We start from the raw sequence: 13,177 nt of genomic DNA, 5'->3' as shown, positions 1-13,177 counted from the left end.
CCCGGACCAGTGCGGGGGCCCGGTGAAAGGGACGAGCCCCGCACCTTTGAAGGTTGCGGGGCTCGTCGCCGACCTGTGCGAGCCGAAGGGCTCAGACCGCGGCCGGGTCCTCCTCGACGAGGAGGTTGCGGGTGCGGTTCGGGTCCAGCTGGATGCCGGGGCCCATCGTGGTGCTGAGGGCGGCCTTCTTGATGTAGCGGCCCTTGGCGGCGGACGGCTTCAGACGGAGGATCTCCTCCAGCGCGGCGCCGTAGTTCTCCACCAGCTTGTCGTCCTCGAAGGACGTCTTGCCGATGATGAAGTGCAGGTTCGAGTGCTTGTCGACGCGGAACTCGATCTTGCCGCCCTTGATCTCGGTCACAGCCTTGGCGGTGTCCGGGGTCACGGTGCCGGTCTTCGGGTTCGGCATCAGACCACGCGGGCCGAGGACGCGGCCGAGGCGGCCGACCTTGCCCATGAGGTCCGGGGTGGCGACGACGGCGTCGAAGTCCAGACGGCCCTTCGCCACCTCGTCGATCAGCTCGTCGGCGCCGACGATGTCGGCGCCCGCGGCACGCGCGGCCTCGGCACGGTCACCGGTCGCGAAGACCAGGACCCGGGCGGTCTTGCCGGTGCCGTGCGGGAGGTTCACGGTGCCACGGACCATCTGGTCGGCCTTGCGCGGGTCGACACCCAGGCGGAAGGCGACCTCGACGGTGCCGTCGAACTTGGTCGTGGAGGTCTCCTTGGCGAGACGGACGGCCTCGAGCGGGGCGTACAGCTTCTCCCGGTCGACCTTGGCGTCCGCAGCGCGGAGAGCCTTGCTGCGCTTGCTCACAACTGCTCCTGTGGGTTCTGAAAGGAGTCGTGGTACGGGCCGAGCAGGCCCTGCCACGGTTCTACGAGGATGTGACGGAGGCTGGGGTTCAGCCCTCGACCGTGATGCCCATGGAGCGGGCGGTGCCGGCGATGATCTTCGACGCGGCGTCCAGGTCGTTGGCGTTGAGGTCGGGCAGCTTGGTCTGGGCGATCTCGCGGACCTGCGCCTCAGTGATCTTGGCGACCTTGGTCTTGTGCGGCTCGCCGGAGCCCTTCTCCACGCCCGCGGCCTTGAGGATCATCTTGGCGGCCGGCGGGGTCTTGGTGATGAAGGTGAAGGAGCGGTCCTCGTAGACCGTGATCTCCACCGGGATGACCCAGCCGCGCTGCGACTCGGTCGCGGCGTTGTAGGCCTTGCAGAACTCCATGATGTTGACGCCGTGCTGGCCCAGCGCCGGGCCGACCGGCGGGGCCGGGTTCGCCGCACCGGCGTTGATCTGGAGCTTGATGAGCCCCGTGACCTTCTTCTTCTTGGGAGGCATAGCTCTCCGGGTCCTTTCGGTTCGGGTCCTGCCCGCGCTCGGGGACCACCCGGACGCAGGCATACCGCACAACGATAACGGGTATAGATGCGCGGCTGAAAACCGAGCAGGTCAGGCGGTCGCCGAGCGCTCGCCTGACCTGCACGGAAGCAGTTCGCCCAGAAAGAACTAGTTCTTCTGGATCTGGTCGAAGCTCAGCTCGACCGGGGTCTCGCGACCGAAGATCTCGACCAGACCCTTGACCTTCTTCGAGTCCGGGTTGATCTCGTTGATCGTCGCCTGGAGCGTCGCGAAGGGGCCGTCGGTGACGGTGACCGAGTCGCCGACCTCGAAGTCCAGCACCTGGACCTCGACCTTGCGCTGCGGGGCCGGCTTGCCCTCGGCCTCGGCGGCCTCGCGGGCGGCCTTCTCCTCGGCCTCCGGGGCGAGCATCTTCACGATCTCGTCCAGGGACAGCGGGTAGGGGTCGTAGGCGTTGCCGACGAAGCCGGTGACGCCCGGGGTGTTGCGGACGACGCCCCAGGACTCGTTCGTCAGGTCCATGCGGACGAGCACGTAACCGGGCAGCTTGTTCTGCCGGACGGTCTTGCGCTCGCCGTTCTTGATCTGGACGATCTCTTCCTCGGGGACCTCGGCCTGGTAGATGAAGTCCTCGACGTTCAGCGAGACGGCGCGCTGCTCCAGGTTGGCCTTCACGCGCTTCTCGTAGCCCGCGTAGGTGTGGATCACGTACCACTCGCCGGGGAGCGTGCGCAGTTCTTCGCGCAGCTTGGTGACCGGGTCGACGTCGGGCTCTTCCTCGACGGGCTCGGTCCCGGCTGCCTCGACGTCCTCACCCTCGGCGGCCTCGTCCTCGGACTCCTCCGACTCCTCGGAGTCTTCGGCGGCCTCGCCGTCCTCGTCCTCGACGTGGACGGCGGCCTCCTCGGCCGGCTCGCCCGCGGCGGCGTCGGCAGCCTCGGCCTCGTCCGCCTCGTCCGCACCCTCGACGATGTCGAGCTCGTCATCCACGGACTCGGTCGGCTCGATGGCGTCGTTCAGGTTCGGGTCAGACACGGTGGCTGCTTCTTCCTGGATACATAGGGGTGGAACATGCGAAAAGGGGCGCCGGTAACCACGGCGCCCTTCGCTCTTGGCTCAGCCGAAGACGTACTTGGCCGCGTGGTTGAGCCCATAGTCAATCACGGTCACCAGGCCGATCATCACGGCCACGAAGACAATCACCACGGTGGTGTACGTCGTCAGCTGGTTGCGTGAGGGCCAGACGACCTTGCGGAGCTCGGCGACGATCTGCCGGTAGAAGAGGGCAAGGCGCTTCAGCGGGCCCTTCTTGGCACGCTTGCCGCCCTTGCGCGGCTTCTTCTGGGACTCCGCCACCTCGTCCTGGGCATCAGGCGTGTCGATGGAGCCCACGGCGTCCGTCATGCGTCCTCACCTGATTCCGGGTCGTGGCCGTGCCGCGCCCGGTCGAGCCGCACGGCGGTGCATTGCTGTACGTACATGCGCACACATCCTGGCGAAGGTGTGTGTAGCAGGGCCGGAGGGACTTGAACCCCCAACCGCTGGTTTTGGAGACCAGTGCTCTACCAATTGAGCTACGACCCTTTGTGTGTCCCCCAACGTACCGCATCCGCCCGTAGGCCCGGTGTGCACCAGGTGCGGCGGCGGCTTGCTGAAGGCCAACGAGGTGAGAGTGTACGTGCTCCGGCGCCGGTCGTCGAACGGAAAGTGCTCCTGGGCGCCCGTCGGAGCGAATCCCGCCGGAAGATCACCTGGCCGGGGACCGGATCCGTACGGATGTCCAGCGGGTGCGCCGTCCCTGCTCACTCCGTGAAACCCGTGTGCCCGCCTTCTGCGGGGTCTGGAACGATGGGCGGTATGAGCGCTGCAACCCCTCCGACCGAGCGCCGGGTCTCCGCGCGTATCGGCGCGATCTCCGAGTCCGCCACCCTCGCCGTGGACGCCAAGGCCAAGGCCCTCAAGGCCGCCGGGCGTCCGGTGATCGGCTTCGGCGCCGGTGAGCCCGACTTCCCGACCCCGGACTACATCGTCGAGGCCGCCGTCGAGGCCTGCAAGAACCCGAAGTACCACCGGTACACGCCGGCCGGCGGTCTGCCCGAGCTGAAGGCCGCGATCGCCGCGAAGACGCTGCGCGACTCCGGCTGGGAGCCGGACGTCTCGCAGATCCTGGTCACCAACGGCGGCAAGCAGGCCATCTACGAGGCCTTCGCCGCGATCCTCGACCCGGGCGACGAGGTCATCGTGCCGGCGCCGTACTGGACGACGTACCCGGAGTCGATCCGGCTGGCCGGCGGTGTCCCCGTCGAGGTCGTCGCCGACGAGACCACCGGCTACCGCGTCACGGTCGAGCAGCTGGAGGCCGCCCGCACCGAGAAGACCAAGGTCGTCCTCTTCGTCTCGCCGTCCAACCCGACCGGCGCGGTGTACTCCGAGGCCGAGACCGAGGCGATCGGCCGCTGGGCAGTGGAGCACGGCCTGTGGGTGCTCACCGACGAGATCTACGAGCACCTGGTCTACGGCGACGCCGTCTCCGTCTCCCTGCCGGCGCTCCTGCCCGAGCTGCGCGACAAGTGCGTCGTCGTCAACGGTGTGGCGAAGACGTACGCCATGACCGGCTGGCGCGTGGGCTGGGTCATCGGCCCCAAGGACGTGGTCAAGGCCGCGACGAACCTCCAGTCGCACGCCACGTCCAACGTGTCGAACGTCGCGCAGGTGGCCGCCCTCGCCGCGGTCTCCGGCGGCCTGGAGGCCGTGGCGACGATGCGCGAGGCCTTCGACCGGCGCCGCAGGACCATCGTGCGGATGCTCAACGAGATCGACGGCGTGCTCTGCCCGGAGCCGGAGGGCGCGTTCTACGCCTACCCCTCGGTGAAGGCGCTGCTCGGCAAGGAGATCCGCGGCAGGCGCTCGCAGAACTCCGTCGAGCTGGCCGCGCTCATCCTGGAGGAGGCCGAGGTCGCGGTCGTACCCGGCGAGGCCTTCGGCACCCCCGGCTACCTGCGGCTGTCCTACGCCCTCGGTGACGAGGACCTGGTGGAGGGCGTGAGCCGGATGCAGAAGCTGCTGGCGGAGGCGCGGGACTGACGTCCGCTTCCGCGACGGGACGGCCGGCTCCGGTTCTCCGGGGCCGGCCGTCCCGTTCGTCTGTGCGAGCAAGCCCACGAACGGGGAAACGGCTTCCGGTTCCCGGGACGGGTGCGGCAGGATCGTCCAATGGAGCGTGTACGTGATGTCTCTCAGCTGCCGAAGGCCCATCTGCACCTGCACTTCACCGGCTCGATGCGGCCGGCCACCCTGCTGGAACTGGCCGACAAGTACGGCGTACGGCTGCCCGACGCGCTGACGGACGCCCTGTTCAGCGGGGAGCCGCCGAGGCTGCGGGCGACGGACGAGCGGGGCTGGTTCCGCTTCCAGCGGCTGTACGACGCGGCGCGTTCCTGCCTGCGTGAGCCCGAGGACATCCAGCGGCTGGTGCGCGAGGCCGCCGAGGAGGACGTCAGGGACGGCTCGGGCTGGCTGGAGATCCAGGTCGACCCGACCTCGTACGCCCCGCGGCTGGGCGGACTGATCCCGGCGCTGGAGATCATCCTGGACGCGGTGGACGCGGCCTCGCGCGAGACGGGCCTGGGGATGCGGGTCCTGGTGGCGGCCAACCGCATGAAGCACCCCCTGGACGCCCGCACACTGGCCCGGCTGGCCGTGCGCTACCGCGACCGGGGCGTGGTCGGCTTCGGCCTGTCCAACGACGAGCGCCGGGGCATGGCGCGGGACTTCGACCGGGCGTTCGCGATCGCGCGGGAGGGCGGCCTGTTCGCGGCCCCGCACGGCGGCGAGCTGGCGGGCCCGTCCTCCGTCCGTGACTGCCTGGACGACCTGCACGCCCACCGGGTGGGCCACGGGGTGCGGGCGGCCGACGACCCGCGGCTGCTGCGGCGCCTCGCCGAGCGGGGGGTGACCTGCGAGGTCTGCCCGGCCTCCAACGTGGCGCTCGGGGTGTACGAGAAGGCGGGCGACGTCCCGCTGCGGACGCTGTACGACGCCGGTGTCCCGATGGCCCTCGGCGCCGACGACCCGCTGCTCTTCGGGTCCCGCCTGGCCGCCCAGTACGACATCGCCCGCCGCCACCACGCCTTCACCGACGCCGAACTGGCCGAACTGGCCCGCCAGTCCATTCGCGGCTCGGCCGCTCCGGAGGACGTCCGGGCCAAGCTGCTGTCGGGGGTGGACGACTGGCTGGCCACCTGAGGCGGGCTGCGGGCGCGGTGGGCGCGGTGGGCGCGGTGGGGAAGAGCGGCGGGAGACGGGTCAGGACGACGAGTCGGGATTGCGAGTCGGGACTGCGAGTCGGGACTGCGAGTCAGGACTGCGACAGGGCGCCGATCACCATGGGCAGCGATGACTTGTCGAAGAGTGCGCCGCTCATCGACTGGGGGACCGTCTTGCCGTTGACCTTGACGGTGGGCGTGCCGGTCGCCCCGGAGGTGTCGAAGGCACGCTCGGAGGCGGTCACGAAGCCGCGGTAGGTCATCCCCTTGACCGCCGCGTCGAACTTCTGGCCGCGCAGGCCCTTCACGCGGGAGGCCATGTCCAGCAGGAACGCGTCGGTGTAGCCGTCGACGCTCTCCTCGGGCTGGTGGGCGAAGAGGAGGTCGTGGAACTCGGCGAACCTCCCCGCGTCCAGGGCGGCCCGCAGGGCGTTCGCGGCCTTCTTGGAGCCCTGGCCGCCCCGGCCGTCGAGGAAGGAGGCGAGGGTGTACTCCGCCCGGACCTCGCCGGAGCGGACCATGTCGCGCAGGGCCTCGCCGCCGCCCTCGGTCTCGAACTTCTTGCAGACGGGGCAGCGCATGTCCTCGTAGACGTGGACGACGGTCTTCGCCTGCGGGGACCCGATGCGGACGGTGGTGCCGTCGGGCGCGAGCGACTCGGTGACCGCCGCCGTCCCGGTGGCCGCGGCGCCGGGCTTCCCGTCGCCGCCGTTCCCGCCGGCGCCCTCGGCGTCGTCGGCCCCCTTGTCGCACCCCGTGGCGAGCGCGCCCACCAGTACGGCCGTGACCGCGATCGCGATGCCCCGGCTGCCTCGCAGGCCTCGTACGCCCCGCATGGTTCTTCCCCTCTCCCTGTCGGACGGGAACCGACCCTATGCGATCTCTGTGCGGGCCTTGGCCATCGCAACCGTGCAGCAGGGGGTGGGAGGGGCCGGCTGAGCCGGTGCGGCTGCCGGGCCCGTGCTGCTAGAGGCTCACGCCCACCGTCACCGGCTCGTTCACCAGCGTGATGCCGAAGGCCTCGCGGACTCCGTCCACCACCTCGCGGGCCAGGGCCAGCAGGTCCTCCGTGGTCGCGCCGCCGCGGTTGGTGAGGGCGAGCGTGTGCTTGCCGGAGATGCGGGCCGGACCGGTGCCGTAGCCCTTGGTGAAGCCGGACTTGTCGATCAGCCAGGCCGCGGAGGTCTTGGTGCGGCCCTCCCCCGCCGGGTAGGCGGGCGGTTCGGCGCCGTCGCCCAGCCGCTCCCGCACCCGCGCGCGGAACGCGTCGAACTCGGCGTCCGTGAGGATCGGGTTGGTGAAGAAGGACCCGGCCGACCAGGTGTCGTGGTCCTCGGGGTCCAGCACCATGCCCTTCCCGGCGCGCAGCTTGAGCACGGTGTCGCGGGCGGTGGCCAGCGGTACGCGGTCACCGGCGGACACGCCCAGGGCGCGGGCCGTCTCCGCGTACCTGAGGGGCGCCGACAGCCCGCCCGCGTCCTCCAGTGCGAAGCGGACCCGCAGGACGACGTACCGGCCGGGGTGGTTCTTGAAGCGGCTGTGCCGGTAGGAGAAGGCGCACTCGTCGTTGGTCAGGGTCACCGTCTCACCGGCCGTGCGGTCGTAGGCGACGACCTCGGTGATGGTGGCGGAGACCTCCTGGCCGTACGCCCCGACGTTCTGGATGGGGGTGGCGCCCGCGGAGCCCGGGATGCCGGAGAGGCACTCGATGCCCGCGAGTCCGGCCTCGACGGTGCGGGCGACGGCGTCGCTCCACACCTCGCCGGCGGCCAGCTCCAGCGTCGTGCCGGCGAGGTCGAAGCCGCGCGTGGCGATGTGCAGGGCGGTGCCGTCGAAGCCCTTGTCACCGATGACCAGGTTGGAGCCGCCGCCGATGACCAGCAGCGGTGTGCCGGCGGCGTCGGCCTCGCGGACGGCGTCGATCACCCCCGCGTCGGTGGTCGCGGTGATCAGCCGGGTCGCGGGACCGCCCAGCCGGAAGGTGGTCAGCGGGGCGAGGGGCGCGTCGTGGAGTTCCTGCACGCGCCCAAGACTACGGGGCCCCACCGACAGCGCCGCCCCGCGACCGCGGGCGTCAGGCCAGTCGTACGACCGCCTGGGACCTGCCGAGGACCTTCTGGCCGCCGCACGTCGCGGTCAGGTCGATCCGCACGGTGCGGTCGTCGAGTTTGGCGCCGACCTTGCCGACGACCTCGATCAGGGCGCCCTTGTCGTCGTTCGGGACGACGACGGGCTTGGTGAAGCGGACGCCGTACGACACGACGGCACCGGGGTCGCCGACCCAGTCGGTGACGACGCGGACCGCTTCGGCCATGGTGAACATGCCGTGCGCGATGACGTCCGGCAGTCCGACCTCCTTGGCGAACTTCTCGTTCCAGTGGATCGGGTTGAAGTCCCCGGAGGCACCCGCGTACTGGACCAGGGTGGTGCGGGTCACGGGGAAGGCGCGGCCCGGCAGTTCGGTGCCGGTCTCGACGTCGTCGTAGGAGATCTTCGCCGTCATCGGTTCCTCACGCCTCCTCGGCCGCACGGGCCACCAGCTTCATCCAGGCGGTCACCACGTGCTCGCCCGTCGCGTCGTGCACCTCGCCGCGGATGTCCAGGATGTCGCTTCCGGCCATGGTCTTGACCGCCTCGATGGTCGAGGTGACGGTCAGGCGGTCGCCGGCGCGCACGGGCCGCGTGTAGGCGAACTTCTGGTCGCCGTGCACCACGCGGGTGTAGTCGAGGCCGAGCCGCGGGTCCTGGACGACCTCGCCGGCGGCCTGGTAGGTGATCACGAACACGAAGGTCGGGGGGGCGATCACGTCGGGGTGGCCGAGCGCCCGGGCGGCCTCCGGGTCCGTGTACGCCGGGTTGGCGTCGCCCACCGCCCGAGCGAACTCACGGATCTTCTCCCGGCCCACCTCGTAGGGGGCGGTGGGCGGATAGGAACGGCCCACGAAGGACGGGTCGAGCGCCATGGGCTCGGTACCTCCTGGTGTCAGCTGCGGTCGTGCGGATGGAACCGGTGAGACAAGGGGAGCCGGCGGAACAGCGGGAGCCGGTGGAACAGGGAAAACCGGTGGAACAGGGAAAACTGGTGAACCGGGGCAAGCCGGTGAAACAACGTGAGGCCGCCCCCATGGTGCGGGGGCGGCCTCACGTATGAGCCTGATTTATCGCGTTTCGCGGTGCGCGGTGTGCGCGTTGCAACGCGGGCAGTGCTTCTTCATCTCAAGACGATCCGGGTTGTTACGCCGGTTCTTCTTGGTGATGTAGTTCCGCTCCTTGCACTCCACGCAGGCCAGCGTGATCTTCGGGCGGACGTCGGTGGCAGCCACGTGAGTGCTCCTAAGACGAACGGATGGACTAATTCAACGCAAGAAAGAGTAGCCGATCGAAGGACCGACCCCGCAATCGGCTACTGTCAGTAGCGGTGACCGGACTTGAACCGGTGACACAGCGATTATGAGCCGCTTGCTCTACCGACTGAGCTACACCGCTTTGATGAGATCAGCTCCCGTCTCGCGACGGGAACCTCTCACACCAGAGCCCCAAAACGGAATCGAACCGTTGACCTTCTCCTTACCATGGAGACGCTCTGCCGACTGAGCTATTGGGGCGAGCGATGAAGACATTACACGGTCCGCCGCCGTTCGCCCAAATCCGTTCCGCGGGCGCCGCCGCCGCGCCCCGCGACCTCTCGGCGGTGCGGCCACACCGGTACGACTATTGCGCTCCTCCCGCTTCCCGGCGGGCCGTCACCCTAGGCTCGACGCACTCTGCGTGATCTTGCGCGCACCCGTGCCCGCACCGCGCGTCCCCTGTCCCCCGTTCACCTGTCGTACCTGGAGTGCGATGCCCCCCGGTCAGCCGCAGCCGCCCCATTCGTCCTCCTCGCCGGGACCCTCCGGACAGCCGGACCCGGACACCCTGTTGCTGTGCGGGGCGCGGCTCACCGACGGCCGGACCGTGGACGTACGGCTGTCCGGCGGACGCATCGAGGCGGTGGGCACGGCCGGCAGCCTCGGCCCGGCCGCCGGCCCGTCCCACCCCGCCGGGCCCGCCCGTGCAGGTGGGGCGCGGGAAGGGGAAGACGACGCGGACGGCCGGCGCGGCGGCGGAACGCGGGACGGCCGGGTACGAGAAGGCAGGGCCGGGGAGGGCGGGGCGCGGGTCGACCTCAGCGGGTACCTGCTCCTGCCGGCCCCGGCCGAGCCCCACGCCCACGCGGACACGGCTCTGACCGCCGACGCCGACGGACCGGTCTCCTACGACCCCGAGGACGTCCAGCGCCGGGCCACCGAGGCGGCGCTGCTCCAGCTCGGGCACGGGGCGACGGCCCTGCGCGCGCACGTGCGCGTGGGCGACGTGCAGGGCCTGGGCGCCCTGACGGCGGTGCTGCGGGCCCGGCGGGCGCTGCGCGGGCTCGCCGAGCTGACGACGGTGGCGGTGCCGCGCGTGCTGACGGGCATGGCCGGCGCGGACGGCCTGGCGGTGCTGCGGGACGCGGTGAAGATGGGCGCGTGCGTCGTCGGCGGCTGTCCGGACGTGGACCCCGATCCGACCGGGTACGTGGAGGCCGTCCTGGAGGTGGCCTCCGAGCACGGCTGCCCCGTCGACCTGCACACCGACGGCACCGACCCGGCCCGCCTCGCCCGGATCGCGGTGATGGCGGGCGGGCTGCGCCCCGGGGTGACGCTGAGTCCCTGCGGCGGCCTGGCCCGGCTGCCCGCCGAGGCGGCGGCCCGCACCGCGGACCAACTGGCCGCGGCGGGCGTGACGGTGGTGTGCCTGCCGCAGGGTGGCTGCGCGGGCGCCGAGGGCCCCGGGACGGCTCCGGTACGGCTGCTGCGGGCGGCCGGGGTGCGGGTGGCCGCGGGCAGCGGTGCCCTGCGGGACGTGTCGAACCCGGTCGGCCGCGGGGACCCGCTGGAGGCGGCCTATCTGCTGGCCTCCCGGTACGGACTGCGCCCCGAGGAGGCCTACGAGATGGTGAGCGCCTCGGCCCGCGCGGTGCTCGGCCTGCCCGAGGTACGGGTGGAGGCCGGTTTCCCGGCGGAACTCCTCGCGGTGCGCGGCGACCGGCTCGCGGGGGCGCTGTCGCTGGCGTACAGCCGCATCGTGGTGCACCGGGGGCGCGTGGTGGCGCGTACCAGCGCGGTACGGGAGTTCTGCGACTCGGCGGCGTCGGTGGAGCTGGGGCTGCCGCGGCAGGGGCGGGGGGAGCTGTCGTGAGGGGCGGGGGCCCCGGGGGCCGGGAGGGGGCCGCGGGCGTGCGTGGGAGGCGCCTTCGCAGCCGGGCCGAGGGGTGACGTGCGCGCCGAGACGTAGCCATGCGCGCGCTGGGGTGGGGTTCATCTGCGCGCTGAGGTGGTGCGCTGGGGTGGGGTTCATGCACGTACTGAGGTGGGGTTCCTTCGTGCGCCGGAGGAGGTGTCACGCACGCACCGGGGCGGGGGTCGCGGGGGGCCGGGACGGAGGCCGCGAGCGTGCCGGGGCGGGGGCATCCGTGCGCCGCGCGGGGCCGGCGGGGCCGAAGTCGTGCGGCGGATGCGGCCGTCCGGGCGTACGGTCGGAGACATGCGCATTGTCATCGCTGGTGGTCATGGTCAGATCGCGCTGCGGCTGGAGCGGATTCTCGCCGCGCGCGGGGACGAGGTGGCGGGTATCGTCCGCCGCGCCGAGCAGGCCGACGACCTGCGGGCAGCCGGCGCCGAACCCGTCGTGCTGGACCTGGAGTCGGCCTCGGCCGAGGAGGTTGCGGAGCGGTTGAGGGGAGCGGACGCCGCGGTGTTCGCGGCGGGCGCGGGTCCGGGCAGCGGCGCGGCCCGCAAGGACACGGTGGACAAGGGTGCGGCGGTACTGTTCGCCGACGCGGCGGTGCGGGCAGGCGTACGGCGTCATGTGGTCGTGTCCTCGATGGGTGCGGACGCGCGCCACGAGGGTGACGAGGTCTTCGACGTCTACCTGCGTGCCAAGGGCGAGGCCGACGACCACGTCCGCGCCCAGGACGGCCTCGACTGGACGATCCTGCGCCCCGGTTCGCTGACGGACGAGCCCGGCACGGGCCAGGTTCGGCTGGAGGCGCACACCGGTCGGGGGTCGGTGTCACGCGACGACGTCGCCACCGTCCTGGCCGAGCTGGTCGACACGCCGGCCACGGCCGGACTGACCCTGGAACTGGTCGGCGGGTCGACACCGGTGTCGGTCGCGGTGAAGTCGGTCGCGGGCAACTGAGTGCCGCTCAGAACAGACTGAGCTGGCCGGGGAACTCGGGGACGGTGTACCCGTCCAAGGACGGTTGTGCCGCCCCGAGTTGCACGGGGCGGCGCGAGCCGGGACAGGACGTCAGCTCCCCGGTGTCACGTGCTCCGGGCGGGTCGTGCCGCGCGATGCGCCCGGCGACGACAGCGATCTCACGACGGCACACGGGGCAGGCTCTACGGCGCGAGGACATGGGCCCAGTGTGCACCGGGGCACCGACAGCGACCGGTCAGCCGAGAGGCGGACGCCCCCGCGGCGGGCAGGGTGAGTCACGTCACCCGGAGGCAGTACGGGAGCGCGCCCCGCGCCACGGGCCTCCAACGAAGAGACCCCCTCCCACCTGCCGTGAAGGCAAGTCGGAGGGGGTCTTCCCCAGTGTGGCGGCGCCAGGATTCGAACCTGGGAAGGCTGAGCCGGCAGATTTACAGTCTGCTCCCTTTGGCCGCTCGGGCACACCGCCGGGGTTTGCTGCGGTTCGAACTGCCTTTCGGCGGTGCTCTCCGGCAACGACGTAAACAATACCCGATGCACAGGGGTGCTTCGCCACCCGATTGATCGGCGTCGCGGGGGCGGGAGGTGACTAGGCTGGGGCGGATGCGGACCCGGACCCCACGGCCGGGCCCGGCGGTGTCCCCCACACCCGCCGGCACGCAGCGAAACGCACTCCGACACACCCCGATACAAGGAGCCACAGGACATGGCCGACTCCAGTTTCGACATCGTCTCGAAGGTCGAGCGGCAGGAGGTCGACAACGCCCTCAACCAGGCCGCCAAGGAGATCTCGCAGCGCTACGACTTCAAGGGCGTGGGCGCTTCGATCTCGTGGTCCGGAGAGAAGATCCTCATGGAGGCCGACTCCGAGGAGCGGGTGAAGGCGGTCCTCGACGTCTTCCAGTCCAAGCTGATCAAGCGCGGCATCTCGCTGAAGGCCCTGGACGCGGGCGAGCCGCAGCTGTCCGGCAAGGAGTACAAGCTCTTCGCGTCCATCGAGGAGGGCATCTCCCAGGAGAACGCGAAGAAGGTGGCCAAGCTCATCCGTGACGAGGGCCCCAAGGGCGTCAAGGCCCAGGTCCAGGGCGATGAGCTGCGGGTCAGCTCCAAGAGCCGGGACGACCTGCAGGCCGTGATCGCGCTGCTCAAGGGCCAGGACTTCGACTTCGCACTGCAGTTCGTCAACTACCGGTAGGCCCGGCGGACGAGCCGACGGAGCGGAAGCGAGGGTGGGCACCGGGAGCGGCGCCCGCCCTTCGCTCGTGTCGTACGCCTGTTCGCCGTGTCACAGGGAAGGACGCCGCGTCCGCT

At 71.1% G+C, this 13,177-nt stretch carries 15 protein-coding genes and 4 tRNA genes; 5 read left to right on the top strand and 14 right to left on the bottom strand.

Annotated features, from left to right (window positions below; all coding sequences use genetic code 11):
- Positions 1 to 91: 91 nt before the first annotated feature.
- The 5 genes from rplA to ACFC02_RS12440 form a co-directional block, all read right to left on the bottom strand.
- Entirely contained in the window at positions 92 to 817 is a 726-nt protein-coding gene (gene rplA / locus ACFC02_RS12460) for a 50S ribosomal protein L1 (protein ID WP_376355716.1), read from the bottom strand.
- An 88-nt stretch (positions 818 to 905) separates the two neighbouring features.
- Positions 906 to 1,340 (bottom strand): 50S ribosomal protein L11, encoded by a 435-nt coding sequence (gene rplK, locus ACFC02_RS12455; protein ID WP_055515278.1) that lies wholly within the window; start codon positions 1,338 to 1,340, stop codon positions 906 to 908.
- Positions 1,341 to 1,508: 168 nt separating this feature from the next.
- Positions 1,509 to 2,396 carry a transcription termination/antitermination protein NusG gene (nusG, locus tag ACFC02_RS12450; protein WP_376355714.1) on the bottom strand — a complete coding sequence of 296 codons (888 nt, stop codon included), beginning with the start codon at positions 2,394 to 2,396 and terminating at the stop codon, positions 1,509 to 1,511.
- An 81-nt stretch (positions 2,397 to 2,477) separates the two neighbouring features.
- The gene (gene secE, locus ACFC02_RS12445; RefSeq protein WP_360971957.1) at positions 2,478 to 2,765 is read right to left on the bottom strand and encodes a preprotein translocase subunit SecE; all 288 of its coding nucleotides are present in this window, start codon (positions 2,763 to 2,765) and stop codon (positions 2,478 to 2,480) included.
- Between the two features lie 107 nt (positions 2,766 to 2,872).
- Positions 2,873 to 2,945 (bottom strand) — tRNA-Trp (locus tag ACFC02_RS12440).
- A gap of 273 nt (positions 2,946 to 3,218) precedes the next feature.
- On the opposite strand from ACFC02_RS12440, the gene ACFC02_RS12435 reads away from it, so the two are divergent.
- Together ACFC02_RS12435 and ACFC02_RS12430 are read left to right on the top strand one after the other, a co-directional pair.
- Positions 3,219 to 4,445, top strand: coding sequence for a pyridoxal phosphate-dependent aminotransferase (locus ACFC02_RS12435; RefSeq protein WP_376355711.1), 1,227 nt, complete (start codon positions 3,219 to 3,221; stop codon positions 4,443 to 4,445).
- 129 nt (positions 4,446 to 4,574) lie between these two features.
- Entirely contained in the window at positions 4,575 to 5,606 is a 1,032-nt protein-coding gene (locus tag ACFC02_RS12430; protein WP_376355709.1) for an adenosine deaminase, read from the top strand.
- Positions 5,607 to 5,718: 112 nt separating this feature from the next.
- Here the strand turns inward: ACFC02_RS12430 and ACFC02_RS12425 are convergent, their stop codons facing one another.
- The 7 genes from ACFC02_RS12425 to ACFC02_RS12395 all read right to left on the bottom strand — a co-directional run bounded on the left by ACFC02_RS12425 (position 5,719) and on the right by ACFC02_RS12395 (position 9,231).
- A complete protein-coding gene (locus ACFC02_RS12425; protein ID WP_376355707.1) occupies positions 5,719 to 6,462 on the bottom strand; it encodes a DsbA family protein in 744 nt (247 codons plus the stop codon).
- A gap of 130 nt (positions 6,463 to 6,592) precedes the next feature.
- Positions 6,593 to 7,648, bottom strand: coding sequence for a UDP-N-acetylmuramate dehydrogenase (locus ACFC02_RS12420; protein ID WP_376355705.1), 1,056 nt, complete (start codon positions 7,646 to 7,648; stop codon positions 6,593 to 6,595).
- A gap of 52 nt (positions 7,649 to 7,700) precedes the next feature.
- Positions 7,701 to 8,129, bottom strand: a complete 429-nt coding sequence (locus ACFC02_RS12415; RefSeq protein WP_376355703.1) for a MaoC family dehydratase — start codon at positions 8,127 to 8,129, stop codon at positions 7,701 to 7,703.
- A gap of 7 nt (positions 8,130 to 8,136) precedes the next feature.
- A complete protein-coding gene (locus ACFC02_RS12410; protein ID WP_376355701.1) occupies positions 8,137 to 8,589 on the bottom strand; it encodes a MaoC family dehydratase N-terminal domain-containing protein in 453 nt (150 codons plus the stop codon).
- A gap of 195 nt (positions 8,590 to 8,784) precedes the next feature.
- Complete coding sequence (gene rpmG / locus ACFC02_RS12405; protein WP_003948671.1) at positions 8,785 to 8,949, bottom strand: 50S ribosomal protein L33; 165 nt, start codon at positions 8,947 to 8,949, stop codon at positions 8,785 to 8,787.
- Between the two features lie 90 nt (positions 8,950 to 9,039).
- Positions 9,040 to 9,112, bottom strand: a tRNA-Met gene (locus tag ACFC02_RS12400).
- 46 nt (positions 9,113 to 9,158) lie between these two features.
- A tRNA-Thr gene (locus ACFC02_RS12395) sits at positions 9,159 to 9,231 on the bottom strand.
- A gap of 235 nt (positions 9,232 to 9,466) precedes the next feature.
- On the opposite strand from ACFC02_RS12395, the gene ACFC02_RS12390 reads away from it, so the two are divergent.
- Both ACFC02_RS12390 and ACFC02_RS12385 read left to right on the top strand, forming a co-directional pair.
- The gene (locus ACFC02_RS12390; protein ID WP_376355699.1) at positions 9,467 to 10,846 is read left to right on the top strand and encodes an amidohydrolase family protein; all 1,380 of its coding nucleotides are present in this window, start codon (positions 9,467 to 9,469) and stop codon (positions 10,844 to 10,846) included.
- Positions 10,847 to 11,191: 345 nt separating this feature from the next.
- Positions 11,192 to 11,848, top strand: coding sequence for an SDR family oxidoreductase (locus ACFC02_RS12385; RefSeq protein ID WP_376355697.1), 657 nt, complete (start codon positions 11,192 to 11,194; stop codon positions 11,846 to 11,848).
- 7 nt (positions 11,849 to 11,855) lie between these two features.
- On the opposite strand, the gene ACFC02_RS12380 is transcribed toward ACFC02_RS12385, so the two are convergent.
- Both ACFC02_RS12380 and ACFC02_RS12375 read right to left on the bottom strand, forming a co-directional pair.
- Positions 11,856 to 12,068: a hypothetical protein gene (locus ACFC02_RS12380; protein ID WP_360971939.1), complete on the bottom strand. Its 213-nt coding sequence runs from the start codon at positions 12,066 to 12,068 to the stop codon at positions 11,856 to 11,858.
- Between the two features lie 185 nt (positions 12,069 to 12,253).
- Positions 12,254 to 12,335, bottom strand: a tRNA-Tyr gene (locus ACFC02_RS12375).
- Positions 12,336 to 12,572: 237 nt separating this feature from the next.
- Between ACFC02_RS12375 and ACFC02_RS12370 the strand changes: the two genes are divergently transcribed.
- Entirely contained in the window at positions 12,573 to 13,061 is a 489-nt protein-coding gene (locus tag ACFC02_RS12370; protein WP_360971937.1) for a YajQ family cyclic di-GMP-binding protein, read from the top strand.
- Positions 13,062 to 13,177: the final 116 nt, after the last annotated feature.

Origin of the sequence: Streptomyces sp. NPDC056160 (assembly GCF_042268205.1) — a bacterium.
Classification (GTDB): domain Bacteria; phylum Actinomycetota; class Actinomycetes; order Streptomycetales; family Streptomycetaceae; genus Streptomyces.
This window is presented reverse-complemented; position numbering and strand designations above follow the sequence as displayed.